The sequence below is a fragment of the Nonomuraea sp. NPDC049141 genome (assembly GCF_040648415.1).
Lineage (GTDB): Bacteria > Actinomycetota > Actinomycetes > Streptosporangiales > Streptosporangiaceae > Nonomuraea.
Window position 1 is genome coordinate 116,192 of sequence record NZ_JBEZDR010000010.1, and the last position, 26,268, is coordinate 142,459.

Consider the following 26,268-nt stretch of genomic DNA (forward strand, 5'->3'; position numbering starts at 1 on the left):
CGGCCAAATTATGACGTGTTTCAAGTGGTGAAATGAGGAATTCAGCGAAGCCATTCAGGCGCGCGCGAAAACCACCTCACACGGATTCTTGTGCTCTTCTCAGAGCCGCGCGAAGGCACGTGAAAGCTGCGTCATGTGCGACAATTCATCCTTCATGGCCGGCAATCCAGGGCTGAGCACCGGTTCGCCGGACGTGACGTCACGGGTGACCGCGGGTTTCCGGTCCGCCGCGGAAGGAGGAGAAATGTTCGGCCACGCCGCGTGTCTCTTCGTGGCCGCGAACGCATGGAGGGCCTGGGCCACGGCCTGGGCGTGCAGGGCCGGGCTCATGCCGTCATGAAACGGTTTTCCGGCATAGGACTCGAGGACGAGCAGACAGTCACGGATCTCGATGACGTAGCGATAGAGCTGATACCCCACGGAGTCGCCGACCCTGGGCGGTTCTCGTCTGAGTTCCGGCATGGCCGCGGTCAGCGTCGTCCACAGAGGGCGAAGACGATGCAGCGCCCGCCTTTGGGCCGCGGACCGCAGCGGCGTGGCGAGCCTCGGCCCCCAGACGCCGATGGTGGGACCGGCCAGGATCAGCGTGGTGCAGCCGAGCCCGAGATACGTCACAGCGTGGGTCGACGCGCCCGGAGGCGTCGGCAGAGAGAAATAGCTGGTCAGCGCGGTGGCGCCCAGGTAACTCACATAGACGAGCCCGCCGGCGTCACCTGCCGCGACAAGCCGCAGCCCCAGCCGTAGATATGGCTGATGCGTGTATCTCACGTATCGCCAGGTTCGGCGCAGCGTGTCGAAAAGACCGGCCGCGATATAGGCGAGGAAGGCCAGGTAGGCCCCAATGATGAGCAGGTTCTCGCCGTGCACGACGAGAAAACCCGCGCCTGCGTCGTCCGGAACTCCGGAGCCCAGCAGCAGGGCTCCCATCACGGTGATGTCCCCCGCGGCCCATGCCATCTTCGCGCGAGCGCCCGCCGACCGGACGTCCGCCGGTGACGTCAGGTAGGTCACCACGATCCAGAACGCGCACATGGAGGCGATGGAGAAGCTGAACACCAGCCATCGCCCGAGCCCGTTGACATGGGTGATGGCGTCGAGCCTCGGCTGGATATTATGAAACTGCACCAGCACGCTGAGGCTGAGCGTGACGATATGGGCCGAATAGGCGAGATCCACGGGCGATCGACGTCTCCGGACGAGTCGCACGGCGGCAAGCGCGGCGATCGTCCATATGATCGAAGCCTCCCCCCAATACATCACATCGTCCACGTCAAAATCCCCTTCCGGACCCCCACGCCTGTTCGAGATTCCGCACTATCTCGGCTATTTCCGGGGGTGGTTTCGCGGCTGGGACGGTGTATCTGCCCGAGCCCAGAACCCGCGGCGCCAAGATGAGGTCGGCGAAATCCTCCGCCGCGTCCTCGGCGGGATCGGCGTAACCGGTCCTGAACAGCACGCGCCGGATCATGTCCGCGTTGAGATCGGGCAGCAGCATGCGCTGGAGCTCTTCGCTCCGCCATCCGCTGTCCTGATGCCCGAGCACGAGGTGGCCGAGCTCGTGCAGCAGGATGTGGCATTCATGCAGAGGCGACGAGCTGCGCACGTAACACAGATAGTCGGCGCCGCCGGTCTTGATATAGAGGCCGCACGGAGCATCGCGGCGCGCCGAGATGGGGATCATATGGATGGGGCGGCCTCGTCGCCCTTCAAGTCGTTCAATGAAGAGCTCGAGGTCGAAGGGGTCGGGTATGACTCCCTCGGCTTCCAGCCCCTCGATCAACACCTCATGCGGTGTCCGCTGCTCCCTCTTCACAGCATGCCGTCCGGTACCCTCGCTCGGTGCGGATGTCGTTGCTCATGGCACGCAGGGGGTTCGCGGAATCCCCCCGCCGTTCGCTCCTTTTCCTCCTACTTTTCGCGGTGACGTTGCTCAAGCCGGGCCGTTCTCTCGATCAGCTCAGCCACCATGTCGCGCGCCTCCGGAGAGAGCTCGAAGAAAGCGCGTAGCTGAGCGCCCTTCATGCCCGTGTCACGCAGCAGTGCGAGTAGCTCGACCTGATCGCCGATCTGCTTCGAGGCCTCGTCGTCGAAGAAATAAGCCGGCGACACCTGAAAGAAGGCGGCGAGCGCCTCGATGAGGCGCTTGGTCGGGTTGGTGGCGCGCCCGGTGCTCAGCTTCCACAACGAGGTGTGGGAGACCTGTTCGCCGGTGAGCTCTTCGATGCCGGCCGCCGCCTCCGCGTAGGAGTAGGGTCCCCGGCCCGCTGGATAGACCGTCCGGAACAGAAAGTCGATCTTGTCGGCCAGGGATGGCGAGGACGGCTCGCCCTGCGACTGCCCAGTCAACTGATCAGACATGTTCTCATCCGTCATCACTCACCACTTAGGTTCATCAACTATGTTCTCAGATCTTCCCGATCTATGGAACCTAGTTGACGGGGGTATGTGCATCTGCGACTCTCCGAGAGTACTCCCTAAAGTTTACAGACAACAGAAGCTCATCACTTTTAGGCAGTTTGATGCATGAAGGGATCCCTCCATGACCGGCCATCACCAAGAGACCATCGGGCAGCTCTACGACCGGACCACAGAGCTGATCGAGCACATCATGGGGGGAAGCCTGCACAACGGCTACTGGGACGACCCCTTGGGTGAAGCTTCGCTGGAAGCGGCCTCGGAACGCATGACCGAGCTGATGATCGACAAGCTGGACACGAGCAAGGGCCAACGGATACTCGACATCGGATGCGGCACGGGCAGACCGGCGCTGGCCCTGGCCCGGTCGGCCGGCGTGGATGTCGTCGGCGTGACGATCAGCGAGAAGGAAGTGGAACTGGCCTCTCGCCGGACGAAGGACGAAGGGCTGGCGGATCGGGTGACGTTCCAGGTGGCCGACGCGCTGGAACTACCTTTCGAGCCGAACTCGTTCGACGGCGCATGGCTCTTCGAGTCACTGCTGCACATGCCGGACCAGGCACGCGTGCTCCGCCAGGTGCACTCCGTACTGCGGCCCGGCGGGCTGCTGGTCATCGCCAACCTGGTCGAGCGCGCCCCCCTCAGTGACGAGCGGCGCGTCAAACTGGAGGCTTCCTACGACCAGTCTCACATCCACTCGATCATGCCGCTGCGGAATTACCCCGGCTTCATCACGGCAAGCGGACTCGTGCTGAGAGAGATCACTGACATCTCCCCGCACACGATGGCTCCGACACTGGGTCGGATCGTCGACAGAATCGCCGGGATGCGCGACCTTTTCGAGGAGTTCGACGGCGCCGTCGAGCCGCCTCCGTTCGTGACCCAGCTCATCGAAACACCGGAAGTGGGGTACGCGATCATCGTGGCCGCAAAGCCCGAGTGAGAACGACGATCATCACGATGCTCCCGGTGTCATAGATCTCCAGGACTCCACAGTCGCGTCGGCAATGGTCTCGACACGGTGTCCGTATGCCAGATGTCCGTCAGACACGAAACTGCCGTCCCTGACCGGGAGACCGCAGAACGTAGCGCGGAAGTACCCGGGCGGTCCGCCCCGGGGGAGCGGTGCGTATGCCGCCAATGGCTCCATGCCGTGGTTCGACCGCGCCCCGTGTTTGTTCCGCGCTACCTGACGGGCTCCCACGCGGAGCAGCGCGTCAAGGCCCTGATCCACGTAAAGCTGCAGCTGGCGGAACTGAGCATCGAGATACTTCTCATGAGCTCTGGAAGGATGCTGCAGGAGATATGCACAGACCACCAGTGCGTGCCACCTGTACATCCGAGGATCGGTCTGCTCTTCGGAGAGGATGGCGTGGTAGTAGTCCACGCATGTGCCCAACGGGCCGGCGACCGCGCCGCACTCGCACTGACCCACGACAGGGCTGTCCACCATGATCCGCACGATAGGTGGCCAGGAGCAGCGTTGTCGACGGGATTTCGCCGCTACTCCTCGCTCCGGGCGAGCCCACGCCCGAACGCCCGGTCGACGGCGATGCGGGTGAGCCAGCCGAGGCCCGCGGTGAAAAGTGGCGGCCACACGATCGGTCCGAGGCTGTAGCCGACCAGCAGCACCAACGGGATCCACACGCGGTGCACCACTTGGTGGAGCGGCCCAGGCGGGCGGACTCCGGCCAGCCGCGCCAGATCGGGCAGGGCGAAGAACGCCAGCGTGGCGGCCGTGGTCGGCAGGCCGTACTTGGCGTTCTCGAAAACCGCGAACGCGGCCAGGAACAAGGCGAGCGCCCCCCAGGCGATCTTCCGCAGCCGGTCGCCGACTTTCGGGACGTGCTGCGGCGCATCGTCATGCGTGCGTTCGGTGGTCACTGCGACAGCCTAGAGCAGGGATCGCCAGGGGGACGGGAGTGGTCGACGCGAACAGATGAGCCGGCCCATCAGGTCAGCCGAGATCGATGAGCCTCGCGAGGTCTCTGCGAAACGCCGAGCCTTCGAGGCTGGGATGACCCGTCCTCTTGTCGCCCAAGATCTGCTGGGCGTGCTCGAAACAGAAGGCGTACCCTCGCATGATCGTGTATGCCTCGGTGGCTCGCTTCTGCCCCAGGCAGACGTAGCAGTAGAGGGTCATGTTTCGACGGTAGCCAACCTCGGTGGCTCACGCGCCTCTTATGCTGGGAAGCGTCGATCATACTCAGAAGGTTTTTCTGAGCGGTTTCCACCCACGTAAGCGGCCCCCGACCAGGGGTGATAAGGCTGCCGTCAACCCTCTCATACAGTTCTGATCAACGGCTTAACCTGCACTTACGGGCTTCTTGGCACTCTTGAGTCATCGGTACTTGAGGAGATGACGATGAACGCGAACGAGCCTCGCGAGCAGGGCGCCGGCGGCTGGAGCCAGTTCGGCGACCAGCCGCCCTCCGCCGGGGGCTTTCCCCGGCGAGACACCGTGATAATGAACCAGCCTCCACCTCCGAAGCCGCCCAGGCAGGGCTTCTCCGTCGGGCGGAAGGCGATCGCCGGGCTCGCCCTGGCGGCCATGGCAGTGGGAGGCGGCGCTGTGGGGGCCGTCGCCGCCACGTCGTTCCAGGACACCCGTGTCGTCTCCGCGCCGAGTCCGGTCTTCAAGCAGGCCTCCAACCAGCTCACCGTGGCCCAGGTCGCGCAGAAGGTGCAGCCGTCGGTCGTGATGATCCAGGGGCAGACCGGCGAGGGGTCGGGCGTGGTGCTGTCCGACGACGGGCTCATCCTCACCAACAATCACGTGGTCGTCGGCGCGGGACAGGGCGGGCAGATGACCGTCAAGTTCAACGACGGCAAGACGGCCAAGGCGTCGGTCGTGGGCACCGACCCGTCCACCGACCTCGCGGTCATCAGGGCCGACGGCGTCTCGGGCCTGACCAAGGCCTCGCTCGGCGACAGCGACCAGCTCCAGGTCGGCGACTCCGTACTGGCCATCGGCAGCCCGCTCGGCCTCGACGGATCCGTCACGGCGGGCATCGTCAGCGCGCTCAACCGCACGGTCACCGTCGGCGGCGAGCAGGAACAGCAGCAGCAGATGCCGCCCGGCTGGGGTCAGCAACAGCAGCAGGGCCAGGAGAGCGAGACGACGACGCTGGGCGATGCCATCCAGACCGACGCGGCCATCAACCCGGGCAACTCCGGCGGCGCGCTGGTCAACGCGGCCGGGCAGGTGATCGGCATCAACAGCGCGATCGCCACCAACGGCGGCAGCAGCGGCAACATCGGCGTCGGCTTCGCCATCCCGGTCAACACCGCCAAGCAGGTGTCGGACCAGCTCATCAGCGGCGGCAAGGTGACCCACGCGTTCCTGGGCGTGAGTGTCACCGACGCCAGCGGCGACGTGCCCGGCGCGCTGATCCGGCAGGTCACCTCCGGAAGCCCCGCAGACAAGGCGGGTCTGAAGCAGGGCGACCTCATCACCAAGATCGGCGACACGCCGGTGGAGGGCGGAGATACGGTTGTTGGCCAGGTCAGAGGTTTCAAAGTGGGCCAACAGGTTCAGATCACTTATATGAGGGACGGAAAGTCGAGTAACGTCACCGTCACCCTCCAAGAGAAGAAGTAACACCGGACCCCCTCACGGACGGGTGTGCCGTCGAGATCGCTGCGGACTCGGCGGCACACCCCCCGTCAGGAGAAGCGGCGCCCCTCGTCGCGCCGGTAGGCCCAGCCCGCGGCCAGCGCCGCGATCACGGTCCACACGCCCAGCATGATCACCGCCACCGTGTTCGGGGTGCTTCCCGTCGTCACGGCCCAGATCAGCTCCCCGGCTCCGCGGCTCGGCACGAACGGCGACACCGCCTGTACGAAGTCCGGCATGATCTGCGGCGGCAGGAACAGCCCGCCGAGGATCGCGATGGGGAAGAACAGTACCTGCGACACACCGATGGCCGCCTTCGAGGCCAGCAGGTAGCCCAGGAACAGGCCGAGCAGCATGAACGGCACCGCCCCGCCGAGCAGCGCGACCAGCCCGATGAGCAGCTTGGGCAGCGTGATGGTCGCCGCGGTGAACAGGGCCGCGATCAGCAGCACCGGGATCGTCGCCACCAGCATGGTGGCCATCGTGGTGAGGATCCGCCCGGCGAAGCGGGGGAACGGCCCGGCGGGCAAGGTGCGCACGTAGGTGTTCCACGGTTGCTCGCGGTCCTGGGCGACCGTGATGCTGAGCCCCATGAGCGCCGCCGACATCGCGCCGATGAGCATCATCGATCCCGTCGCCCGAGTCGAGGCCACCGGATCGTCCCCGGTGAATGGCACCACGAACGCCAGCATCGACGCGGCGGGGAAGAACGCGCTGGCCACCAGGCCGATCGGCACCCGGATCTGCTCCAGGATCTGGTAGCGGGTGTGGGCCACGATCAGGCTAGACATGTGCGTTCTCCTTCGAGTTCGAGGTGATGGTCAGGAAGGCTTCCTCCAGCGAGGTCGGCCTGATCTCCAGCCCGGAGAACGGCGTGCCGCTCCGCACCAGCTCGACAACCAGCCGGTCGGGGTCGGTGGTCACCAGGTTGATCCGGCCGTCCTCATGGCTGCTGGCGAGTACGCCGGGCAGTTCGGGCAGGTTCTCGGCGACCAGCGAGACGCGCCGCACCCTAACCATGTCGCGTACGGCCTGGACGGTGTCGTCGGCGAGCACCCGGCCGTGGCCGACGACCACGACCCGCTTGGCCAGGGCCTCGACCTCCTCCAGATAGTGGCTGGTGAGCAGGACCGTGCCGCCGCCGTCGTGGAAGTCCTTGATGCCGTCCCAAAGCGTGCGCCTGGCCTCCACGTCGAGGCCGGTGGTCGGCTCGTCGAGGAAGACCATCCGCGGGTTGCCGGCGAAGGCCAGCGTCACGGCCAGCCGCCGCTTCTGGCCGCCGGACAGGCCGCCGATCTGCCGCTTGACGAGGTCGTCGAGGCCGAACCGAGCGAGTAACTCCCCTTTATCCGCTTTTTCCGGAAAATGTGAGGATACGAAGTCGACGATCTCGCCGACCCGCAGGGACTCGGGCAGGCCCGTCTCCTGGGGCGTGACGCCGATGCCCCGGCGTACCAGCGGATCCTGCGGGGAGCCGCCGAGCAGTTCGACCGTGCCGGACGTCTGCCGGCGCAGGCCCACGAACAGGTTGATCAGCGTGGACTTGCCCGCGCCGTTCGGGCCGAGCAGGCCGACCAGCTCGCCGGCCCTGATGTCGAGCGAGACGCGGTCGAGGGCCAGCACGTCGCCGTAGCGGCGGGTGGCGTCGACCGTTCTGGCGAGGATGGTCATGGTGTGCCTCCTGCGGAGTCGAGTAGGGCGCGGATCGCCTTGGTGTAGTCGTCGAAGGCCAGCCGGCCGCGCTTGGTGAGTGCGACGTAGGTGACCGGGGTACGGCCTTTGTGCGTCTTCGTGATCTGGACGTAGCCGGCGTCCTCAAGCTTGGTCAGATGGACCGAGAGGTTGCCGGCCGTCATGCCGAGCAGGTCCTTGAGCGCCGGGAAGGTGATCTCGTCGCCCGACCCCATCGTGTTCAGCGCGGCCACGACGCGGAGCCTGGCCTGCGCGTGGATCACCGGATCGAGTTCAGGAACGGCGTTGCCGGCCGTCACGGGCACCGCCTGCGCCGGAGCCACAGGCCAACGACGATCTGCCCGAAGCCGAGCAGCACCGCCGTCAGCAGCGCGTGCCAGCCGGGGCCGAGCAGCACGCCCAGGGCGTTGACGGCGCTGATGCCGATGCCGATGAAGAACATCGGCCAGAACAGGAAGATCGCGCCGCCGGTCATGTAGAGCACGCCCACCACCAGCAGGGAGATGCCCGCCCAGAGCAGGCCGGACTCCGACTCCGGCAGCATCGGGGAGACCCGGATGGCGATGACCGACATCACCACCATTCCGGCGAACCACGCGTAGCCATACATCGCGCCCTTGGCCGTGGTGTCGCCCCGGACCCCGATGTTCATCCTGGTGATCTCGTACGCGCACAGGGAGCCCGCGATCAACTGGAAGATCATCAGGACGGTCAGCGCCTGCGTCTGGGAGATCGGTGCGTACGGCTTGCCGTCGAGCCCGTAGTGCAGGAAGAAGCAGGTGAAGCCGACCAGCCAGGCGACGCCCCAGGGGACGTACATGAACAGGGGGTCGCCCCTGAAGCGTCGCACGGTGGCGGCCTGCTGTTCCTCGATGAGGCGCAGGGTCTCTTCCGGGCTGGGGACCCGCTCGCCGTCGTCTACCATCACAACTCCTCTTACCGTCAAACTGATTTGTATCTTAAACCAGCTTGCACCGCCAACTCTATGGCGGGATGGGGAGAAGTTAGTTCTGGGCGGTGAGGGCGCCGAAGCCGCTGCTCTGCCAGCCGCCGTCCGCGGTCACCGCGAAGGCCTCAAGGTCGTCGATCTCCTCCACCCAGTCGCGGGCGGCGTCGCCCATCGCGTACGCCGCGGTCGCGAAGGCGTCGACGGCGGTCAGGCGCGGGCCGACGAGGGTGATCGAGAGCAGCGCGGCGGCGTGGCGTCCGGTGTGGGTATTGATGATGTGCGGGCCCCGTTCGGCGTTGCCCGAGGTGGCAATGGCCAGGTCGTGGCCGGTGACCACGGTGCAGAGGGCGCCTGGCCGGGCTGGGTGCGCGATCCCGATCCGCCACGGCGAGGGGCCGGGGCCGAGCTGGATGTCGCCGCCACCGTTGACGCAGTGGTGGGGCGCGCCCGCCTCGGACAGCAGCCGGGACGCCTCCTCGATCGCCCACCCCTTCACCAGGCCGGTCGGGTCCAGGCGCCCGCCGGGATACATGGTGAAATATCCGTTCGTGTCGTGCTCTGTCTGTGAGCACAGAGCGAGTACCTGGGCCACCTCGGGCGGGCAGGCGGACACGTCGATCTCGCCCCGGCCGAGCCGGCTGATCGCGCTGTCCGGCCGGTAGGTGGAGAAGACCGCGTCCACGTGGTGCAGCCAGGCGACCGCCCGCGCCACCGCCTCGGCCGCGTCGTGGCGTACGTCGAAGGAGAAGACCGTCCCCATCGCGTGCTCGACGTGGCGGGTCACAGCCCGGCCCGGTCGATGGCGCTCTGCAGGGACCGGACGTAGCCGTCGCTGGTGTAGGTGGCGCCGGAGACGGAGTCGATCTGGGCGCTCTGGGCGGACATGGTCTCCTGCTGGAGGATGGGCAGTGCCTCGTTGTTGATCTCGATGTCGCGCCGGTTCTCGTTCGGCGCCTGGAGCACCTGGACGCTGGAGATCTTGCCGCCGGTGACGCTGATCTGTACCTGCACGGGCCCCCAGCGCGTGTCGGCCGCGTCGCCGTCGAACGTCTTGGTGGCCGCGGACTGCTGGGTCGAGGTGGGCGCCGGCGTCGCGGACGTCTGAGTCTGGGCGAGGGCGGCGGGTGGCTGGGCGGCCCCGGTGACGTCGTGCGGCTTGAACGACAGCAGCAGCACCAGGCCGATGGCGGTGGTGACCACCGCGAGCAGTGCTCTCTTCATGCGAGGAACCCCTAGAACTCGAAAGACTCGTGATGGATCCGATGAGCGGGCACGCCCGCCGACCGCAGCGCCTGGATCGCCGACCGCGTCATCTCGGGCGGCCCGCACACGTAGGCGTCGTGCTCGCGCAGGTCGGGCAGCAGGCGGTCGAGCCCGGTGAACAGGTCCGGGGATCTCGGGCCGACCGAGCAGTAGAGCCGGGCGTCGCCGCGTACTCTGGCGATCTCCTCAAGTTCGTCCCGGAACAGCAGTTCCTCCGGCGTACGCGCGCGGTAGAGCAGGGTCAGCTGCCCGGGCAGCGTCTCGAACAGGGTGCGCAGCGGGGTGATGCCGACGCCGCCCGCGATCAGCACCGACTTGGGGCTCCGGCCGAGGCGTCCGGTGAATCCGCCGTACGGCCCCTCGGCGATCACCCTGGTGCCCGGCCGCAGCCGGGCCAGCGCCGCGCTGTGGTCGCCCAGCGCCTTGACCGTGATGCGCAGCCCGCCACGGTCCGGTGCGGCGGACAGCGAGTAGGGGTTGGCCGACCACCACAGGTCGCGGGTCAGGAAGCGCCACCGGAAGAACTGGCCCGGCTCGGCGCCGAGCCGGGCCAGGCGGCGGCCGGTGAGGTGGATCGAGACGACGCCCGGCGCGTCAGTGGTGACCTGGGCCACCCGCAGGCGGTGCCGCGCCCACACCCGGACCGGGCCGAGGAAGCGGTACCAGACCAGCAGCGCGGCCACCCCGAGGTAGAGGACGTACCAGGCGACCTGGGCCACGCGGTCTCCGGTGAACTGGGCGCCGGTCGCGAGCTGGTGCCCGAACGCCAGCCAGGCCGCCAGGTAGGTGTAGAAGTGCAGGTAGAACCAGGTTTCGTAGCGCATCCTGCGGCGGGCGGCGCGGGCCGACACCAGGGCCACCCCGAGCAGCAGGAAGCAGGCCACGGTCGCCTTCAGCACATCCGGGAACGACAGCGCCATCGTGACCGCCTCGTCCACCACCCCGGCCTGGTCGGCGACCGCGTACCCCCAGACGATGGTCAGGACGTGCGCCACGACGAGCCCGATGACGTACCGGCCGCCCATGGCGTGCCAGCGGGCCAGCCGGTCGCTGCCCACGCCGCGTTCCAGAGCGGGAACGCGGGCCATGAGCCCGAGCAGGACGGCCATGCCGTACCCGGCCAGCAGGCCCGTGATGCGGCCGCTCTCGGTGAGCCAGCCGTCCAGGCCCGACACGGAAGGGGTGCCGCGCCACCACAGGCCGATGACCGCGAGCGCGCCGGCCGCCACGGCCCACAGCAACAGCCCGGGACGGACCCGGTGGCGCGGCGGCGCCGTGACGGCGGCTCGCCGTGCCGGAGCGTGAAGAGTGGTCATGGGCCCACCGTGCCAAGCAATCTTCTGTTTTCCCTATGAACGGAGCACTTCACCGGTTTCTCAGACGAAGCACGTATTTTTCTTAAATGAGCAGTTTGCTGCGCCCAGACGGTACGCCGATCCGCGTGCTCGTCGTGGACGACGAACCGGACCTCCTGGAGGTGCTGGAGAAGACGCTGTGCCAGGAAGGCTGGCAGGTCCGCAGCGCGCCGAACGGGGCCGCCGCGATCCGCGCGGCCGAGGAGTTCGCGCCGGACGCCGCGATCCTGGACGTCATGCTGCCCGACCTGAACGGCCTGGAGCTCATGCGCAGGCTCAGGGCGCGGTGGCCCGAGCTGTGCGTGCTGTTCCTGACCGCCCGCGACGCGGTCGAGGACCGGGTCGCGGGCATCACGGCGGGCGGCGACGACTACGTGACCAAACCCTTCAGCCTGGACGAGGTGCTCGCGCGGCTGCGCGGGCTGCTGCGCCGGGCGGGCATGGCGCGGCCCGGCACCGGAGACCGGCTGGTCGTGGCCGACCTGTCCATGGACGAGGAGGCCAGGGAGGTGAGCAGGGCCGGCACGCCGGTCGACCTGACGCCCACCGAGTTCGAGCTGCTGCGGCTGCTCATGTGCAACCCACGCCGGGTGCTGAGCAAGGCGCAGATCCTCGACCACGTCTGGTCCTACGACTTCGGCGGTCAGGCCCACGTCGTGGAGCTCTACATCAGCTACCTGCGCAAGAAGATCGACGCGGGCCGCCGGCCGCTGATCCACACCGTGCGCGGCGTCGGGTACGTGCTCAAGCCGTGAACCTCCTCCCGCGCACCCTCAGAGCCCGGCTGATCGCCGGGTTGCTCGTGCTGCTGGCACTGTCGTGCGCGGCCGTCGGCGTGGCCACGTCGGTGGCTATGGAGCGCTTCCTGCTCGGCCCCATCGACCAGCAACTCGCCGCCGACCATGGGCGGTTCGCCGCCAGTCTGGAGCACGGCGAGGACACACGGGGGCAGGCGCGGGGCACGTTCGGCGCGCGGCTGGTCGACGGGCACGTCACTCACGCGGCCGTGGTGTCGGAACGGGATGGCTCCCACCCCACTCTCAGCCCGGATGACGACAAAACGCTGGCGGCGCTGCCGGTCGGGGGTCCCCCGCAGACCGTGGACCTGTCCACCCTGGACGACTACCGGCTCGTCGCCACCGCGGGCCGGGACGGCGATGTCATGATCAGTGGGCTGTCCCTGCACGGTGTCGAAGAGACGATGCACCGCATGCAGCTGTTCGAGCTGGCCATGTTCGCCGTCGCGCTCGCCGTCGCGGGTGTCGCGGGCGCGCTGTGGGTACGGCTGGCGCTGCGCCCCCTGCAACGCATCGCCGCGACGGCCCGCAAGGTCACCGAACTGCCCCTGGCCAGCGGCGAGGTGAGCCTGGCCGAACGCGTACCCGACACCGACCCGCGCACCGAGACGGGCCAGGTCGGCGCCGCCTTCAACCGCATGCTGGGCCACGTGGAGTCGGCCCTCGGCCGCCGGCACGCCGTCGAGCAGCGGCTGCGTGCCTTCGCCGCCGACGCCAGCCACGAGCTGCGCACCCCGCTGGCGGCGATCCGCGGCCACGCCGAGCTCGCCCTGCGCGGCGACGAGCCGATGGCGGACGGTGTACGGCACGCGCTCGGCAGGATCGACGCCGAGTCGGCACGGATGAGCGAGCTGGTCGACGAGCTGCTCCTGCTGGCCCGGCTGGACGCGGGACGGCCGCTGGCCAGGGAGGAGGTCGACCTGTCCCGCCTGGCCATCGAGGCCACCGGCGACGCGCGGGCCGCAGGACCCGGCCACCGCTGGCAGCTTGAGCTGCCGGAGGACCCCGTCACGGTGACCGGCGACCCGCTCCGGTTGCACCAGGTGATCGCGAACCTGCTGAGCAACGCCCGCATCCACACGCCCGACGGCACCATGGTCGTGGTGGCCGTACGGAGGCTGCCTACCGCGGTGGAGATCACCGTCCAGGACGACGGCCCCGGCATACCGCCCGGCCTGGAGATCTTCGAACGGTTCTCCCGCGCCGACCAGGGCCGATCGCGGGCCACCGGAGGGGCCGGGCTCGGGCTGGCGATCGTCCAGGCCGTGGTGGCCGCCCACGACGGCTCGGTGGACGTACGGAGCGGTCCGGGCGGGACAGAATTCCGGCTGCTCCTGCCTGCCTGATGGTCAGTCGTGCGGCGGTGGTGCCTGCGCCGTGGTCAGTTGCGTCGCCATGGCTGTGAGGCGCTCGGCCAGCGCATCGGGGTTGGATCTCGTCATGGCGGTGAGGTCGATGGTCGCCGTCGCGTGACGGAGTGGTCTGAAGCGGACGGCGGGGCGTGACGCGGATGCCGCGGCGGGCACGATGGTGACGCCGAGCCCGCATTCGACCATGGCGATCTGCGAGGTCACCGACCGGGCCCAGTGGGCCGGGACAGGACTGAATCCGGCCGCTCGGCACATGGCCGCCATGGCGTCGTGATAGTCGGGGGAGATCAGGCGGTGCAGCCACACCCACGGGCCGCCCGCGAGGTCCGCCAGATCCAGCGGGCCGGCGGCCTCGGCGGCCGGGTGGAGCAGGGGCAGAGCCGCGACGAACCGGTCGGCGAACAGCGAGGTCGCCGTGGTGCCGCGCACCGGGGCAGTCTGGCGCACGATCGCCCAGTCGAGCGAGCGGTCCAGGAGCCCCGCCGCGGCCTCGTGGGTGTCGATCTCCTGGGTGCGGATCTCGACGTCCGGCAGGGCCTCGTGGAACCGCTCCAGTACGAGTGGCAGAGGCCAGGAGAAGGCGGAGGCGACCGCGCCCAGGCTCAGTCGCCCGCCGCGCCCGGTGGCGGCTCGCCGGGCGGCGGCTTCGGCTTCCTCGGCGTGCCGGATCAGGGCGCGGCTGTGGCCCAGGAACACGGCTCCGGCGGGGCTGAGGGCGACCGACCGCTGGGTACGGTGCAGCAGTTCACAGCCGAGCTGCTGTTCAAGTTGCTTGATCGCCTGGGACAGCGGTGGCTGGGACATCTGCAGCCGTTGTGCCGCGCGGCCGAAATGGAGTTCTTCGGCGACCGCGACGAAGTACCGGGCCTGCCGGATCTCGACCATGATTCGCGTAGCCTCTTACTGAGAGATGAAATCAGACCTTCCGAATATATCTGCAGGCTGTTGAAGTGGAAGCATGAGCAACTCATCTCTCCTGGACCGCTTCACGGCGCTCGACTCCGCCGCGGTCAGCGACGCGCTCGACCAGCTCGGGCTTCCCTCCGGAGTCGGCGGCATCCGTCCGCTGTGGGGTCCCGCGGCCGTCGTGGGATTCGCCGTCACCGTGGGGCTCGAACCGCGCACTGACGGCCCTGCCGGAGCCCACATCGCCACTACGGCCGTCGAGAGCTCGGACGATCAGAGCGTGATCGTCGTCGACAACCAGGGCCGCACCGACGTGTCGTGCTGGGGCGGCATCCTGAGCCTGGGCGCGGCCCAGCGCGGGGTCCGCGGTGTCGTCGCCGACGGCGTGTGCCGCGACGTGGCGGAGGCCCGTGAGCTGGGTTTCCCGGTGTTCTCGCGGGGTTCGATCCCGGTCACGGCGCGGGGCAGGCTGCGGCAGCGCTCCACCGGCGAGCCGGTCAGCGTCGCCGGGCTCACGGTCGAGCAGGGCGACGTCCTCGTCGCCGACGAGACCGGTCTCGTCGTCGTCCCACGGGACCGGGCCGAAGAAGTCGCGGAAATCGCCACCGCGATCGTCGCCCGGGAGCGCGCCATCGCGGACGAGGTGCGTGCGGGCGCGTCCCTCTCCCAGACCATGCACGACGCCCGCCTCGCCGGAGAGAAGGAGCCGGTCCGATGAGCGACCTCACCGCCACCTCGAACCCCGCCACCGGCCTGTCCACCGCGTCGGTCTCCGACGCCCTCGACTCGCTCGGGCTCCCCGGATCCCTCCACGGCATCGGCGCGCTGCGTCAGGGCCAGCGGGTCGTCGGGCCGGTCTTCACGGTGACCTACGAGCCGGTCGACGAGGCCGGCGGCACGGTGGGCGACTTCCTCGACGACGTGCCCGCCGGCACGGTGATCCTCATCGACAACGCCGGCCGTACCGACTGCACGGTGTGGGGCGGCATCATGAGCCAGACCGCCCACCAGCGCGGCGTCGCGGGCACCGTCATCAACGGCACCTGCCGTGACGTCGCCGTCGCGACCGCCGCCGGATACCCGATCTGGTCGGTCTCCCGGTTCATGCGCACCGGCAAGGACCGCGTACGGGTGGCCGCGGTACAGACAGCCGTCGCCATCGACGGTGTCGCCATCCGCCCTGGCGACATCCTCGTGGCCGACGACGACGGTCCTGTGGTCGTCCCGGCCACACGCTGGGACGAGGTCGCCGACATCGCCCGGCGTATCGACCGCGTCGAAGAGGCCGTCATCGAGGCCGTCCGGTGCGGCGCCACGCTCGCCGAGGCGCGGGCCGAGCACGGCTACCACTCGCTCCAGGCCCGGAAGGACCCCTCGTGAGCTCAACCGACCTCGCCCGCGGCCACTCCAGCGCGACCCTGTCCGAGGCGTCCGGACTCGCCGTGGCCCTGTCCCCGGAGATCCGGTCGCTGTGGGCCGGTGCCCGGCTGTGCGGCCCGGCATTCACCGTGCAGGGCGCCGGCGGCGACAACCTCGCCCTGCACCACGCCGTACTACCGGCCCCGCCCGGGTCGGTCCTGGTCGCCGACGTCGGCGGCGCCCGCTTCGGCCACTGGGGCGAGATCCTCACCGTGGCCGCCCAGCAACGCGGGATCGCGGGCCTGCTCATCGACGGCGGCGTCCGGGACGCCGCGGAGACCGAGGCGCTCGGCTTCCCGGTCTTCTCGCGCAACAACGCGATCCTCGGCACCCGCAAGGACTTCCGCGGCGTTCTCGGGCGTCCCGTCAAGGTCGGTGGCGTCACGGTCCACACCGGCGACCTCGTCGTCGGGGACGTGGACGGAGTCGTGGCCCTTCCCGCGTCCGACACCGAGCGGATCCTCGACCGCGCCGACGCGCGCGTGATCCACGAGAACGCGCTGATGAAGCGGCTGCGGGAAGGCCGTAGCACCCTCGACCTGTACAACAACTTCGAAACGGCCGGGCGGGAGTACGAGCCGGCAGTACAGCAGTTGGAAGAGGCCCGATGAGCCCCGTCAGGAAACTCGAACGCTTCACGCTTCCCCTCACCGTCGACGCAACCCGCATCGAGGTGTCCGGCCTCCACCGAGGCGGCACCGGCACACCCCTGGTGTTCCTCCACGGCTTCGGCTCGACCAAGGAGGACTACGCGGACGTCATCCAGCATGAACGGCTCGCCGACCGCCCCGTTCTCGCCTACGACGCGCCCGGCTGCGGCGGCAGCACCTGCGCGGACCTCGCCGCCGTCTCGATCCCCTTCCTCGTCTCCGTCGCCGAGCAGGTACTCAAAGCCCGGCAGATCGACCGGTTCCACCTCGTCGGGCACTCGATGGGCGGCCTGACCGCGCTCCTGCTCGCCGACAGCGACCCCGGCAGGATCGCGAGCTTCACCAACATCGAGGGCAACGTCGCACCCGAGGACTGCTTCCTCAGCCGGCAGATCCTCACCCACTCCCACGACGATCCCGACGAGTTCCTGGCCCGGTTCGCCGAACGCGTCGGCAACTCACGCTTCTACGGCGGCGCCTTGTACGCCTCCAGCCTTCCCCACAAGGTCCGGGCGGCAGCGGTCAGGGCGATCTTCGAGTCCATGGTCGACCTCTCCGACCACGGCAAGCTCCTGGACCGATTCCTCCGGCTCCCCGCCCCGAAGATGTTCATGTACGGGAGGCAGAACAACGCCCTGTCCTATCTCCCCGCCCTGGCCGAACGCGGCGTCGAACTCGCTGAGATCGAGCACTGCGCCCACTTCCCGATGTACTCCAACCCGCTGCGCATGTGGGCCCGCATCGCCGACCTCGTCTCACGCGCCGACGCCGGCTCCTGAATGCGGGGGGCGTGTTGTCGATCCATACCACGGCGTTATGGGCAAATTGGGAGGTATCACGTAGGTCACTCGAATGTCAGTCTGAGTGCACCCCAGCCGGCCGGGGCTCGTCCACTCCACCCCCCTGAGGAGCAACGAGCGTGAACCCCAAGCTCAGGTTGGGCGCTGCCGCCATACTCGCGTCAGCCCTGACCATCACCGCCCCGGCGGGCGTCACAAGCGCGAACGCCCAGGCGGCCGACCCGCCCTCATCCTCGGAGCGCGGCACCGCGGTGGCGAGCGCGCAGAGCGTCATCGCCGCCAGCCGGACGCAGCTCTTAGCCGCCGACCAGGACGCTTTCTCCCTGTCGTCGGCCATCGCCGGCGTCAATGGCATACAGCACCTCACGTACACGCGTACCTACGCCGGCCTGCCCGTCTTCGGCGGCGAGGTAGTCGTAACGACCGACAAGTCCGGCAAGGCCGTCAGCACGATCGACACCGGTCAGCAGGCGAAGATCGCCCTGGACACCAAGCCGCAGATCGCCGCGCAGGCGGCGGCGGACACGGCCCGCAACGTGGCGCCCAAGGCCACCTCGATCAGCACACCGGCTCTCGTGGTGCACGCCGCCACGCCTACGCCACGCCTGGCGTGGGAGGTCGTCGCCGCCACCGACGACCAGTCCAGCATCCTGCACGTGTACGTGGACGCGCGTGACGGCCAGGTCATCGACAAGTGGGACCAGGTAGTCGACGGCACCGGCAACAGCTACTACAACGGCAACCCGGTCACCATCGACACTTCCCCGTCGTACCGGATGGTCGACCCCACGCGCACCGGCGTCCAGTGCGGCGGCCAGAACGGCGCGGTGTACACCAAATCGACCGACAGCTGGGGCAACGGCAGCGGCACGAACCTGGAGACGGCCTGCGTCGACGCGCTCTTCGCGGAGCAGCACGAGTGGAACATGCTCCGCGACTGGCTCGGTCGCAACGGCATCAACGGCTCGGGCCGCGGCTACCCCGCGAGGGTCGGGCTGAACCAGGCCAACGCCTTCTGGAACGGGTCGTACGCCTCCTTCGGCCGCAACTCCGCGAGCACCCGGCAGGCCACCTCGATGGACGTCGTCGGGCACGAGTTCGGCCACGGCGTCTTCCAGTTCTCCGGCGGCAGCGGCGGGAGCGGCAACGAGTCCGGCGGCCTGAACGAGTCGACGGGTGACATCTTCGGCGCGCTGACCGAGGCGTACGCCAACGAGCCGGCCAGCCTCGACCCGCCCGACTACCTGGTCGGCGAGGAGGTCAACCTGGTGGGCAGCGGCGCGATCAGGAACATGTACAACCCGTCGGCGCTGGGTCACCCGAACTGCTACAGCTCCTCCATCCCGAGCACCGAGGTGCACGCGGCGGCCGGACCGCAGAACCACTGGTTCTACCTGCTGGCCGAGGGCACGAACCCGAGCGGAAAGCCGGCCAGCAGCCGGTGCGACGGCGGCGCGGCCATCACCGGCGTCGGCGTCCGCAAGGCGGGCCAGATCTTCATGACCGGCCTGAACATGAAGACGTCGCCGTGGACACACGCCAAGGCGCGCGTGGCCACGCTGCGGGCGGCCAAGACGCTGTACACCGGCTGTGTCGAGTTCAACGTCATCAAGGCGGCCTGGAGCGGGGTGAACGTACCCGCGCAGAGCGGCGAGCCGACCTGTCCCTGAGCACGATCGCGGCCCTGCTCAGCGCGGATCGTCGGTGATTCGCCTGAGCAGGGCGCATGAGGTGCTGAGCGCCCGTGGCGGTACTACCTCAGATCCACGACGAGCCGGGAGTCGACACCCTTGCCGTGGAGAGGGTCGCCGCCTCTGATGTGAACCGAGTGCCCGGTAAAGGCGGAGCGACGCGGGTGCCCGTAACTGATCCCGGGGGAATACCTGCTGCTCGGGGAACCTGGCGCGGCAAGCGTGGTCCACGTGCTGCTCGAACTCGTCGTCCGGCAGCCGGCGAGGAGATCCAATACAGGTCGCTGTAGCCGTCGGGTGCGTAGTAGACGGGCGAGACCCGGGCTGAGCACGAGGGCGCCCGGCGGCCTTCCCGCCGGGCGCCTTCGCGCGGTGCTCGTCGACTCGTTCGGCGTGCTCGCGGCGCGCGGTCAACGTGCCTCGACCGGGCCGCCGAGCCGGGCCACGTCCTCGGCGGCGTCGCCGAGGAGCTTGTCGGCCAGGTCCATCAGCGCCCGGCCCGCGGCCAGCTCGTCGCCGATCTCCGGTACGGCACGGTCGTCGGGGTTGCGCCTGGCGATGCCGACGCTCTCATGCCACTCGCTGTCCTGCGCGGACAGGACAGCGCGGGCCAGCGTGCGCTTGTCCGTGTCGTCCTCGCTGATGTAGATGTGCACGGTCCACTCTTTGCTCTGCATGATGCCCTCCTGTACTGGTCGGTGCCGTACTCGACATCTGCCCTCAGCGGGTGCGGTGTCACGGACCCTTGTTGTGCCAACTACCGGGTGACGGCGTGGGCCATATGCCAACATGTCCGCATGCTGGCGAGTCTCGACGTGATCGACTGGGCTGACCTGACGCACGCTTATGGCCGCGCGACGGATGTACCGGACCAGATTCGGGCCCTGCGCTCTGCCGATCCCGGCATCCGGGACAAGGCGCTGCACAGCCTGTACGGGAACATCTTCCACCAAGGCACCCGTTTCGAGGCGAGCGCGTACGCGGTGCCGTTCCTGCTGGAGCTGGTCGCCGATCCCGAGACGCCGGATCGGGCGGCCGTCCTGGGGCTGCTGACCCAGCTGGCCATTGGTCATGGCGAGCAGCTCCTGCCGGCCGGCTATCCCGTCGACGACCATCGTGCTACGGCCGCGGGTGGGGACCTGCTGCTGGCCGCCGGCAAGGAGTTCGCGGACGACGACGATGACGATGACGATGAAGACGACGAAGAGGACGACTGGGACGAGGATCCCGGTCTGTTCAATTACCTGCAGACGCTTGAGCCCGAGGACGAGGAGCGGCTCTTCGCGTACTTCGCGCTGAAGGCGTACGACGCGGTCGGTGCCGGGCTGCCGGTGTTCCGCGGCCTGCTCGCCGACGAGGACGCCCGGCTGCGCGCCGCCGCTGCGTACGCCCTGGCCTGGTACCCGGAAGAGCGGTCCGCCAGCCTGCCATCGCTGCTCAGGGCGGCGGTGGACGAGGAGCCTTCGGTAGCCGCCACCGCCCTGGTCGCGATCGGCCTGCTCGGCGGCCCGTCCGGCGCGACGCCAGCGTCCGAGACGGCCTCCGAGACGGCCTCCGAGACGGCGGTCGTGCTGGGTGCCGCGCTGGACGGTCCTCGCGATGTGGTGCGCTGGGGTGCGGCCATCGCGGAGTCCCGGCTGCGGAGTCCGGAGGCGGGGGACCGGGTCGCGGACGAGTTGCTGGGCTGGATCACCCGCGACGACGCGTCGTACGAGGCGATCCCGTTCAACGACGGCGACCTCCGCGGGTACGCCGCGCTGGCGTTGCGGGAGTTCAGCGACGCCCATGCCGACGCCCTGTTCGCGGCGCTGCTGGCTCGGCTGCCCGCGCTGTCCGGAATGCAGGCGCTGCCGGTGGCCGTCATCGCCCTGCGGATCGCTTACCCCGAACCGTTGCCGACCGGCACACCCTTCAGCGCGCTGGACGACCGTCAGCAGCGGCTCCTCCGGGGCCTCGCGGACTCGCGGGGCGTCTGGGAGCTGGGTAACTTCTTGGAGTTCGTCACGCACTATGGGCTGCCGAGGTCCCAAAAGGACATGGCCGAGTACGCACGGGCATAAGGCGACAAAGCCCGCCGATCACGATATGTCGACGCGACCGGCGTCGCCGGCAACGACGCCACCTTGCGCGCCAACGTCCGCGTGCGGAACGTCACCCTGGTGTTCATGTACTGGACCTCGGTGCGGTGACACCATGGTGCGCCACCTTCTGAGGAGTCAGGATGCCGCGACGCCAGAGGACCAGATCGCCACGGCGCAAATCGACTGACGGCAGCGCCCCCACCACATCTCGCAACAGCAGCGGCAGTTCCGACGACGAGCGCGACAAGGACATCGAGCGGCACAAAGACGTCGAGCAGGACAGCGACGTCGAGCGGGACGACACGGCCGACTCAATAGCCGACCTGGAACGATTAATGCTCGACCTGGAAGAGCTCCCGGACCCATCGCCGAGCGTCAGAAAAGAACCCAAGCCGAAGAAAACGCTGGAAGAACTGATGGGTGAACTGAACAAGCCCGAGCAAGGAGAACCGAAGGATTTCACCAAGAGAAAGCGAGACGGCTTCCTGAAGTCCGGCGCCGAGATGTTCGCCAAGCCCGCGACGCCGAAAGTCGGGCTCACCTGGAATCCAAAGTTCAACTCCGATCCAAAGGAAATAAAAGTCTATCGGGTGCAGGCGGACGACACGATCGGCCAGGAAATCTCCGGTGCGATAGGCTCGGATTCTTTCGTACTTTATAAGTTCGATGACACAAAGTGGGTCTACCATGCGGACGGTCGGCCGATGGTCATGGGCAGGAATTCAGTGGTAGGCGACCGCGTTTTCATCGACCGCGCCGACCTCGTCGAGTCGACGTACAAATCAACGACGGCGATAATAGACGATCTCGCAGAGCGGAACGCCAAGGAACTCCGCCGCGGGTTCTGGGAGCAAAAGAGGCAAGAGCTCCAAGCTGTCGGAAAGATCAGCTTCGAGAAGAGCGTGCCGGGGATCAACACGAAGGCGATAAAAGACCGCCAGGTCGAGGAGGGAGGCCACGTCACGGTTCCGGCTGCGGAGTATGACATTGTCGGATTCATGCCGAACACGACAGTCGCCCACGGCCAGTATGCCCCGTTCAGCGTGGTCATAAGTGTCGGCGGCATGGAGGTGGTCGTCTCTCCCGACCTGTCGTGGGGAGTCGAAAGAGGCCATGTGGACAAGGCGAAAGAACTGAACCTCAACGCGAAGCTGGCCGCGCGGGAAATCCTCGATGTCTTCCATGCGGACGACTGGCTCAGGCCATATCTTTCCACGCCCGACTGGCTCAGCGACGATCAAATACACTACGTCACCCCGGAGCAGATGGGTGCGGTCTTCGTGTTGAAGAGAGTGCCCGAAAGCCAGGATGAGGTCCAAGCCGCGGAGCTGGCGAACGAGAGTGTCTTCAACGAGGGCAGGGGCGCGGCCGGCCTGCGAATCGGTGCGGACATCTACGTCCAGCTGAACGAGCTCGGCACCGGAACGAAGTATCACGAGGCGATGCACAAACTCTCCCATCCGGCCTTGGAGCACGTCCTCGGCCACTGGTTCGGCGAAGGCCTCACCGAGTACTTCACCCGCTCGCTCGTGACCGGCCTGGTAAAAGATGGGAAGCTGGTCAGGAGCGATCAGCAGTACAGCGCCCAGTACAAGGCGATCGAGGCGCTTGTCGCACACGTGCAGGTGACCCGAGACGAGCTGGCCGACGCTTATTTCAAAGGAATCATCAAACCGCTCTACGACAAGGTCGCGACAGCAGCCGTCCATCCGCCGTTCGACGAGAAGAAGCCGTTCAGTCTTGACGGCTTCGCGGCTCGCCTGAACCCGCTGCATGCCGCCGAGGCGCTTGAGATATTCGAGAGGGCCTGCGGTGTTGTCCGTGACGACAACACCGCTACGACGACCACCACGACCACCACGAGCAGCATCGATCTCTGATCTGCGCTGTCCGACCGCACCGCCGTGGGCGGCGCGGGCCGCGTTCAGCCGGCCGACGTACGTGGTCTGTGGCGCGGCACGATATCCGGCGGCGGCCGATCAATTCGTCGCCGTTTCGCCGATTCGACAGCAGCCGTCAGCACAAGCGGCTGTGTCGTCAGTACGAGCGGGCGGGTCGGCGGCGGTGCGCGGGGGCGAGGCGCAGCAGGTGTCCCCGCGCCAGGCTTCGCGGCCCTCCTTGACCGCCACGGCGGCGATCACCAGGGCGGCGATGGGATCCGCCCACGACCAGCCGAACGCGCTGTTCAGTCCGAGCCCGACCAGCAGCACCGCCGACAGGTAGGTGCACAGCAGCGTCTGCTTGGAGTCGGCGACCGCCGAGGCCGAGCCGAGTTCGCGGCCCGCGCGGCGTTGCGCCGCCGACAGGAACGGCATGACCACCAGGGACAGGGCGGCGAGCACCAGACCTGGCATGGAGTGCCCCGCCTCGCCGACGCCCAGCAGCCCGCGGACGGCGTCGACGCTCACGTAGGCGGCCAGAGCGAAGAACGAGACGGCGATGACGCGCAACGCGGCCTTCTCACGCCGAGCATGGTCGGCGGCCGAGAACTGCCAGGCGACGGCGGTCGCCGAGGCGACCTCCACCACCGAGTCGAGGCCGAACCCGATCAGCGCCGCGGAAGAGGCCATGCTCCCCGCGGTGATGGCGACGATCGCCTCGATCACGTTGTAGGTGATGGTGGCGGCGACCAGCAGCCGGATCCGCCGCGTCAGCGTCACGCGGCGGTCCGCGCCCAGGACGGTCATCAGCAGCAGCCCTTCTCGGCCGCGTCCACGCAGGTGCGGTCGGCGGCCACCGCCACCACCGCGGTACGCAGGTCGTCCAGGGCGTGGCCCAGCCGGGGATCGGCCAGCTCATATCGGGTACGCCGGCCGACCGGCACGGCGACCACCAGGCCGCAGTCGCGCAGACAGGCCAGATGGTTCGACAACCGGGTGCGGGAGATGCCGAGCAGTTCGGCCAGGTCGGCCGGGTGGGCCGGCGCTTCACGTAGTGCGATCAGGATCCGGCAGCGGATCGGGTCGGCCAGCGCGCGACCGAACCGGGCGAGCACCTCGATCTCGGGGGCGATCGTCAACATGCTCCCGACGATACATGAAGTCCTGAATTCAGAAAATCATGGATCCTGATCAAGTCGCCGGAGACCACGACCTCCCGCCTATACGATGCGTCGAGTTCGATCTTCAAGACAGCGCAGAAAGGGCATCATGGCTGCTCGCTTTCGCGTCCTGGTCGCCGCGGCCGTCTTAGGCGCGGCCACTCTTACCGCGTCCCCGGCGTCAGCCGCGGTGACCGTCACCGTGGACGCCCTGACCGTCGGCAACTCCGCCCCGGTCGCCGCTCGCCCGATGACCGCCACCGCCAAGGTGCGCGCGTCGGGCACGCTCGCCGTCCAGGCGCTCACCATCGCGGTACGCGACTCCGCCGGGCAGGTCGTCGATTTCCCCGGCGCGATCGCGACCACGCTCACGACGGCCACGAAGACGTTCACGACTGACGCGCGGGCCTATCCGGCGGGCACCTACACGTACTTCGTCGCCTATGAGGTGGGCAACGTCTGGACGGAGTTGACGCCGCGCAAGACGTTCACGGTCGCGGCCAACCCGATCACGTTCGACCAGGACTTCTCCGGCGCGGCCGGCGGCGGGCCGAACACCGGCTTGGCCGCCCCGGTGTGGTTCAACGACCCCTGCTGGCACCAGGCGTGCACCGGCAGCATCGCCGAGTACAAGCTCGACCACGCCCAGCTCGACGGGCAGGGCCATCTCGTACTGACGGCCGACCAGAACGTGACCCCCGGCGCCATGTGCGGCTGGCAGCCGGGAACGGACCACGGGGAGGAGCCGGACCTTCCGTGCCGGTACGCCACGGCCCGGCTGACCATGCTCGACTGGGAGGGCAATGACGGTCTGCCCACCTGGACGCAGGCGGGCGGTCACCTGGAAGCGCGGATGAAGGCCCCGCTCGGCAAGGGGCTGTGGCCGGCGTTCTGGACGGTCGGCGGGAACAACGCCCAGGTCGACTGGCCGGCCAGTGGCGAGATCGACGTCATGGAGACCCTCGGCGACCACCCCGCGCTCGTGGAGCAGCACGCGCACGGCGGGCTGGAGGACATCAACTTCGGCGACAGCACGCCCCTGCCCGAAGGCGAGGGCATCGACGACTGGCACACCTACGCCGTGGACTGGGACGCCGGTGCCAACGGTTACATCAAGTGGTCGATCGACGGAGTGGTCACCCGTACGCTGACCGCCGCCGCGGCGGGTGCCGCCTGGGCACAGTCCTTCCGCCACCCGCACACGCTGATCCTGAACCTGGCCGTGGGCGGTGGCGACGGCTGGGTCGGCGACCCCGACGCCGATACGGTGTTCCCCGCGCGGCTCGTGGTGGATCAGGTACGCGCCTACCAGAAGCCGCTGGCCTGAACCGAAGTGATCTAGGCTGGCGGGACCGCTCTTTCGAAAGGTCGATCATGCGCAGCTCAGTTTTCGGCAACCTCGATCCGCGGCAGCTTCCCGCCGGCTTCACGCTGGAGAACGGCAAGATGCTCCGCGTCCAGCTTCCCGACGAGGTGCTGGCCAAGCAGGGCTCGATGGTCGCCTTCCAGGGGCAGATGGACTTCGACTACGAGGGCGCGGGCGGCATCAGCAAGCTGCTCAAGAAGGCGATGACGGGCGAGGGCGCGTCCCTGATGCGCGTACGCGGTCAGGGCCTGCTCTACCTCGCGGACAACGCCGACGACATCCACCTGTTCTACCTGGAGAACGAGGGCCTCACCGTCAACGGGCGCAACCTGCTGGCCTTCCAGCCGCAGCTCACCTGGGACATCCAGCGGGTGCAGGGCGCGGGTGTCGCGGCGGGCGGCCTGTTCAACACCACGCTCACCGGCAGCGGGTGGGTGGCGGTCACCACGCACGGCACGCCGGTGCTGCTGGACGCGGCGGCCATGCCGACGTACGCCGACGGGCAGGCGGCGGTCTGCTGGAGCACCGGCCTGCACGTCGGCGTCAACCGGACGATGAAGGTGGGCGCGCTGATCGGCCGGGGGAGCGGGGAGGCGATGCAGCTCGCGTTCCAGGGCCAGGGCTTCGTGCTGGTACAGGCGAGCGAGGGCGTGCCGGTGGTGCGCGCGCAGTAGCCGCCCGGCACCCCTCCGCCCGCTGGCCCAGCCCGCCCATCCTGTACGTGCCCAGCACATCCGTTCCTGTTCCAGAATCCGAGAATAATCCGCGACACGAAATTCAATTACGGAGTAATTGTGGTAATCCTGTGCCGGGAGTATGTCAATGGCGCCGTAACCAGGTAGCCACGCGGGCCTCCGG

At 68.3% G+C, this 26,268-nt stretch carries 30 protein-coding genes; 13 read left to right on the forward strand and 17 right to left on the reverse strand.

The features are described 5' to 3' along the window. Window positions 1-99 precede the first annotated feature (99 nt). The 3 genes from AB0B91_RS29620 to AB0B91_RS29630 all read right to left on the reverse strand — a co-directional run bounded on the left by AB0B91_RS29620 (window position 100) and on the right by AB0B91_RS29630 (window position 2,373). On the reverse strand, window positions 100-1,269 hold the full coding sequence (locus AB0B91_RS29620; RefSeq protein WP_358326424.1) for an MAB_1171c family putative transporter: 1,170 nt from the start codon (window positions 1,267-1,269) through the stop codon (window positions 100-102). A gap of 1 nt (window position 1,270) precedes the next feature. Beyond that, window positions 1,271-1,780: a hypothetical protein gene (locus AB0B91_RS29625; protein ID WP_358326427.1), complete on the reverse strand. Its 510-nt coding sequence runs from the start codon at window positions 1,778-1,780 to the stop codon at window positions 1,271-1,273. Window positions 1,781-1,908: 128 nt separating this feature from the next. Next, on the reverse strand, window positions 1,909-2,373 hold the full coding sequence (locus AB0B91_RS29630) for an XRE family transcriptional regulator (RefSeq protein WP_358326430.1): 465 nt from the start codon (window positions 2,371-2,373) through the stop codon (window positions 1,909-1,911). Between the two features lie 166 nt (window positions 2,374-2,539). Here AB0B91_RS29630 and AB0B91_RS29635 point away from each other — a divergent pair, with 166 nt between their 5' ends. Beyond that, complete coding sequence (locus tag AB0B91_RS29635) at window positions 2,540-3,358, forward strand: methyltransferase domain-containing protein (protein ID WP_358326432.1); 819 nt, start codon at window positions 2,540-2,542, stop codon at window positions 3,356-3,358. A 12-nt stretch (window positions 3,359-3,370) separates the two neighbouring features. On the opposite strand, the gene AB0B91_RS29640 is transcribed toward AB0B91_RS29635, so the two are convergent. The 3 genes from AB0B91_RS29640 to AB0B91_RS29650 all read right to left on the reverse strand — a co-directional run bounded on the left by AB0B91_RS29640 (window position 3,371) and on the right by AB0B91_RS29650 (window position 4,558). After that, window positions 3,371-3,868, reverse strand: a complete 498-nt coding sequence (locus tag AB0B91_RS29640) for a DUF5946 family protein (RefSeq protein ID WP_358326435.1) — start codon at window positions 3,866-3,868, stop codon at window positions 3,371-3,373. A 50-nt stretch (window positions 3,869-3,918) separates the two neighbouring features. Next, complete coding sequence (locus AB0B91_RS29645) at window positions 3,919-4,299, reverse strand: hypothetical protein (protein ID WP_358326438.1); 381 nt, start codon at window positions 4,297-4,299, stop codon at window positions 3,919-3,921. 73 nt (window positions 4,300-4,372) lie between these two features. Beyond that, window positions 4,373-4,558, reverse strand: a complete 186-nt coding sequence (locus AB0B91_RS29650; RefSeq protein WP_358326441.1) for a hypothetical protein — start codon at window positions 4,556-4,558, stop codon at window positions 4,373-4,375. Window positions 4,559-4,780: 222 nt separating this feature from the next. Between AB0B91_RS29650 and AB0B91_RS29655 the strand changes: the two genes are divergently transcribed. Further along, window positions 4,781-6,016, forward strand: coding sequence for a trypsin-like peptidase domain-containing protein (locus AB0B91_RS29655; RefSeq protein WP_358326442.1), 1,236 nt, complete (start codon window positions 4,781-4,783; stop codon window positions 6,014-6,016). A gap of 65 nt (window positions 6,017-6,081) precedes the next feature. On the opposite strand, the gene AB0B91_RS29660 is transcribed toward AB0B91_RS29655, so the two are convergent. From AB0B91_RS29660 to AB0B91_RS29690, 7 genes are all read right to left on the reverse strand, one after another. Next, on the reverse strand, window positions 6,082-6,822 hold the full coding sequence (locus AB0B91_RS29660; RefSeq protein ID WP_358326445.1) for an ABC transporter permease: 741 nt from the start codon (window positions 6,820-6,822) through the stop codon (window positions 6,082-6,084). Further along, window positions 6,815-7,702: an ABC transporter ATP-binding protein gene (locus tag AB0B91_RS29665; RefSeq protein ID WP_358326448.1), complete on the reverse strand. Its 888-nt coding sequence runs from the start codon at window positions 7,700-7,702 to the stop codon at window positions 6,815-6,817. Before AB0B91_RS29665 ends, AB0B91_RS29660 begins: the two co-directional genes overlap by 8 nt. After that, window positions 7,699-8,022 (reverse strand): transcriptional regulator, encoded by a 324-nt coding sequence (locus tag AB0B91_RS29670; protein ID WP_308168733.1) that lies wholly within the window; start codon window positions 8,020-8,022, stop codon window positions 7,699-7,701. Before AB0B91_RS29670 ends, AB0B91_RS29665 begins: the two co-directional genes overlap by 4 nt. After that, window positions 8,019-8,648, reverse strand: coding sequence for a hypothetical protein (locus tag AB0B91_RS29675; protein ID WP_358326451.1), 630 nt, complete (start codon window positions 8,646-8,648; stop codon window positions 8,019-8,021). Before AB0B91_RS29675 ends, AB0B91_RS29670 begins: the two co-directional genes overlap by 4 nt. A 79-nt stretch (window positions 8,649-8,727) precedes the next feature. Next, the gene (locus AB0B91_RS29680; protein WP_358326454.1) at window positions 8,728-9,456 is read right to left on the reverse strand and encodes an FAD:protein FMN transferase; all 729 of its coding nucleotides are present in this window, start codon (window positions 9,454-9,456) and stop codon (window positions 8,728-8,730) included. Then, window positions 9,453-9,893, reverse strand: coding sequence for an FMN-binding protein (locus tag AB0B91_RS29685; RefSeq protein ID WP_358326456.1), 441 nt, complete (start codon window positions 9,891-9,893; stop codon window positions 9,453-9,455). Before AB0B91_RS29685 ends, AB0B91_RS29680 begins: the two co-directional genes overlap by 4 nt. Before the next feature lie 11 nt (window positions 9,894-9,904). After that, complete coding sequence (locus AB0B91_RS29690; RefSeq protein WP_358326459.1) at window positions 9,905-11,251, reverse strand: ferric reductase-like transmembrane domain-containing protein; 1,347 nt, start codon at window positions 11,249-11,251, stop codon at window positions 9,905-9,907. A gap of 86 nt (window positions 11,252-11,337) precedes the next feature. Between AB0B91_RS29690 and AB0B91_RS29695 the strand changes: the two genes are divergently transcribed. Next, window positions 11,338-12,045, forward strand: a complete 708-nt coding sequence (locus AB0B91_RS29695) for a response regulator transcription factor (protein ID WP_358326461.1) — start codon at window positions 11,338-11,340, stop codon at window positions 12,043-12,045. Then, window positions 12,042-13,433, forward strand: a complete 1,392-nt coding sequence (locus tag AB0B91_RS29700; protein ID WP_358326464.1) for a HAMP domain-containing sensor histidine kinase — start codon at window positions 12,042-12,044, stop codon at window positions 13,431-13,433. Before AB0B91_RS29695 ends, AB0B91_RS29700 begins: the two co-directional genes overlap by 4 nt. Before the next feature lie 3 nt (window positions 13,434-13,436). Here AB0B91_RS29700 and AB0B91_RS29705 read toward each other — a convergent pair whose 3' ends face one another. Beyond that, window positions 13,437-14,342: a LysR substrate-binding domain-containing protein gene (locus AB0B91_RS29705; RefSeq protein WP_358326468.1), complete on the reverse strand. Its 906-nt coding sequence runs from the start codon at window positions 14,340-14,342 to the stop codon at window positions 13,437-13,439. A 73-nt stretch (window positions 14,343-14,415) separates the two neighbouring features. On the opposite strand from AB0B91_RS29705, the gene AB0B91_RS29710 reads away from it, so the two are divergent. From AB0B91_RS29710 to AB0B91_RS29730, 5 genes are all read left to right on the forward strand, one after another. Beyond that, entirely contained in the window at window positions 14,416-15,081 is a 666-nt protein-coding gene (locus AB0B91_RS29710; protein ID WP_358326471.1) for an RraA family protein, read from the forward strand. Further along, on the forward strand, window positions 15,078-15,743 hold the full coding sequence (locus AB0B91_RS29715; protein ID WP_358326474.1) for an RraA family protein: 666 nt from the start codon (window positions 15,078-15,080) through the stop codon (window positions 15,741-15,743). The genes AB0B91_RS29710 and AB0B91_RS29715 overlap by 4 nt, the downstream gene beginning before the upstream one ends. Continuing rightward, window positions 15,740-16,393 carry an RraA family protein gene (locus AB0B91_RS29720; RefSeq protein WP_358326477.1) on the forward strand — a complete coding sequence of 218 codons (654 nt, stop codon included), beginning with the start codon at window positions 15,740-15,742 and terminating at the stop codon, window positions 16,391-16,393. The genes AB0B91_RS29715 and AB0B91_RS29720 overlap by 4 nt, the downstream gene beginning before the upstream one ends. Continuing rightward, window positions 16,390-17,211 (forward strand): alpha/beta fold hydrolase, encoded by an 822-nt coding sequence (locus AB0B91_RS29725; RefSeq protein WP_358326480.1) that lies wholly within the window; start codon window positions 16,390-16,392, stop codon window positions 17,209-17,211. The genes AB0B91_RS29720 and AB0B91_RS29725 overlap by 4 nt, the downstream gene beginning before the upstream one ends. Before the next feature lie 140 nt (window positions 17,212-17,351). Then, window positions 17,352-18,902: a M4 family metallopeptidase gene (locus AB0B91_RS29730; RefSeq protein ID WP_358326483.1), complete on the forward strand. Its 1,551-nt coding sequence runs from the start codon at window positions 17,352-17,354 to the stop codon at window positions 18,900-18,902. 431 nt (window positions 18,903-19,333) lie between these two features. On the opposite strand, the gene AB0B91_RS29735 is transcribed toward AB0B91_RS29730, so the two are convergent. Next, entirely contained in the window at window positions 19,334-19,600 is a 267-nt protein-coding gene (locus tag AB0B91_RS29735; RefSeq protein WP_358326486.1) for a DUF1876 domain-containing protein, read from the reverse strand. Window positions 19,601-19,720: 120 nt separating this feature from the next. Here AB0B91_RS29735 and AB0B91_RS29740 point away from each other — a divergent pair, with 120 nt between their 5' ends. Together AB0B91_RS29740 and AB0B91_RS29745 are read left to right on the forward strand one after the other, a co-directional pair. Then, a complete protein-coding gene (locus AB0B91_RS29740; protein WP_358326489.1) occupies window positions 19,721-20,983 on the forward strand; it encodes a HEAT repeat domain-containing protein in 1,263 nt (420 codons plus the stop codon). Between the two features lie 161 nt (window positions 20,984-21,144). After that, window positions 21,145-22,884 carry a hypothetical protein gene (locus AB0B91_RS29745; protein WP_358326492.1) on the forward strand — a complete coding sequence of 580 codons (1,740 nt, stop codon included), beginning with the start codon at window positions 21,145-21,147 and terminating at the stop codon, window positions 22,882-22,884. A gap of 99 nt (window positions 22,885-22,983) precedes the next feature. On the opposite strand, the gene AB0B91_RS29750 is transcribed toward AB0B91_RS29745, so the two are convergent. Next, window positions 22,984-23,691, reverse strand: coding sequence for a cation transporter (locus tag AB0B91_RS29750; protein WP_358326495.1), 708 nt, complete (start codon window positions 23,689-23,691; stop codon window positions 22,984-22,986). After that, window positions 23,691-24,026, reverse strand: a complete 336-nt coding sequence (locus tag AB0B91_RS29755; protein WP_214641542.1) for a metalloregulator ArsR/SmtB family transcription factor — start codon at window positions 24,024-24,026, stop codon at window positions 23,691-23,693. The genes AB0B91_RS29750 and AB0B91_RS29755 overlap by 1 nt, the downstream gene beginning before the upstream one ends. Before the next feature lie 127 nt (window positions 24,027-24,153). On the opposite strand from AB0B91_RS29755, the gene AB0B91_RS29760 reads away from it, so the two are divergent. Both AB0B91_RS29760 and AB0B91_RS29765 read left to right on the forward strand, forming a co-directional pair. Continuing rightward, a complete protein-coding gene (locus AB0B91_RS29760) occupies window positions 24,154-25,371 on the forward strand; it encodes a glycoside hydrolase family 16 protein (RefSeq protein ID WP_358326498.1) in 1,218 nt (405 codons plus the stop codon). A 47-nt stretch (window positions 25,372-25,418) separates the two neighbouring features. Continuing rightward, entirely contained in the window at window positions 25,419-26,084 is a 666-nt protein-coding gene (locus tag AB0B91_RS29765) for an AIM24 family protein (RefSeq protein WP_358326501.1), read from the forward strand. Window positions 26,085-26,268 lie beyond the last annotated feature (184 nt).

Bases quoted from the DNA above. Each gene is read 5' to 3' on its own strand.
- AB0B91_RS29740 (WP_358326489.1), top strand. From the start codon at position 19,721: ATGCTGGCGAGTCTCGACGTGATCGACTGGGCTGACCTGACGCACGCT.
- AB0B91_RS29690 (WP_358326459.1), bottom strand. From the start codon at position 11,251: ATGACCACTCTTCACGCTCCGGCACGGCGAGCCGCCGTCACGGCGCCG.
- AB0B91_RS29665 (WP_358326448.1), bottom strand. From the start codon at position 7,702: ATGACCATCCTCGCCAGAACGGTCGACGCCACCCGCCGCTACGGCGAC.
- AB0B91_RS29760 (WP_358326498.1), top strand. From the start codon at position 24,154: ATGGCTGCTCGCTTTCGCGTCCTGGTCGCCGCGGCCGTCTTAGGCGCG.
- AB0B91_RS29655 (WP_358326442.1), top strand. From the start codon at position 4,781: ATGAACGCGAACGAGCCTCGCGAGCAGGGCGCCGGCGGCTGGAGCCAG.
- AB0B91_RS29755 (WP_214641542.1), bottom strand. From the start codon at position 24,026: ATGTTGACGATCGCCCCCGAGATCGAGGTGCTCGCCCGGTTCGGTCGC.
- AB0B91_RS29635 (WP_358326432.1), top strand. From the start codon at position 2,540: ATGACCGGCCATCACCAAGAGACCATCGGGCAGCTCTACGACCGGACC.
- AB0B91_RS29710 (WP_358326471.1), top strand. From the start codon at position 14,416: ATGAGCAACTCATCTCTCCTGGACCGCTTCACGGCGCTCGACTCCGCC.
- AB0B91_RS29725 (WP_358326480.1), top strand. From the start codon at position 16,390: ATGAGCCCCGTCAGGAAACTCGAACGCTTCACGCTTCCCCTCACCGTC.
- AB0B91_RS29640 (WP_358326435.1), bottom strand. From the start codon at position 3,868: ATGGTGGACAGCCCTGTCGTGGGTCAGTGCGAGTGCGGCGCGGTCGCC.
- AB0B91_RS29675 (WP_358326451.1), bottom strand. From the start codon at position 8,648: ATGGTAGACGACGGCGAGCGGGTCCCCAGCCCGGAAGAGACCCTGCGC.
- AB0B91_RS29715 (WP_358326474.1), top strand. From the start codon at position 15,078: ATGAGCGACCTCACCGCCACCTCGAACCCCGCCACCGGCCTGTCCACC.
- AB0B91_RS29750 (WP_358326495.1), bottom strand. From the start codon at position 23,691: ATGACCGTCCTGGGCGCGGACCGCCGCGTGACGCTGACGCGGCGGATC.
- AB0B91_RS29695 (WP_358326461.1), top strand. From the start codon at position 11,338: ATGAGCAGTTTGCTGCGCCCAGACGGTACGCCGATCCGCGTGCTCGTC.
- AB0B91_RS29630 (WP_358326430.1), bottom strand. From the start codon at position 2,373: ATGACGGATGAGAACATGTCTGATCAGTTGACTGGGCAGTCGCAGGGC.
- AB0B91_RS29745 (WP_358326492.1), top strand. From the start codon at position 21,145: ATGCCGCGACGCCAGAGGACCAGATCGCCACGGCGCAAATCGACTGAC.
- AB0B91_RS29765 (WP_358326501.1), top strand. From the start codon at position 25,419: ATGCGCAGCTCAGTTTTCGGCAACCTCGATCCGCGGCAGCTTCCCGCC.
- AB0B91_RS29735 (WP_358326486.1), bottom strand. From the start codon at position 19,600: ATGCAGAGCAAAGAGTGGACCGTGCACATCTACATCAGCGAGGACGAC.
- AB0B91_RS29650 (WP_358326441.1), bottom strand. From the start codon at position 4,558: ATGACCCTCTACTGCTACGTCTGCCTGGGGCAGAAGCGAGCCACCGAG.
- AB0B91_RS29685 (WP_358326456.1), bottom strand. From the start codon at position 9,893: ATGAAGAGAGCACTGCTCGCGGTGGTCACCACCGCCATCGGCCTGGTG.
- AB0B91_RS29660 (WP_358326445.1), bottom strand. From the start codon at position 6,822: ATGTCTAGCCTGATCGTGGCCCACACCCGCTACCAGATCCTGGAGCAG.
- AB0B91_RS29705 (WP_358326468.1), bottom strand. From the start codon at position 14,342: ATGGTCGAGATCCGGCAGGCCCGGTACTTCGTCGCGGTCGCCGAAGAA.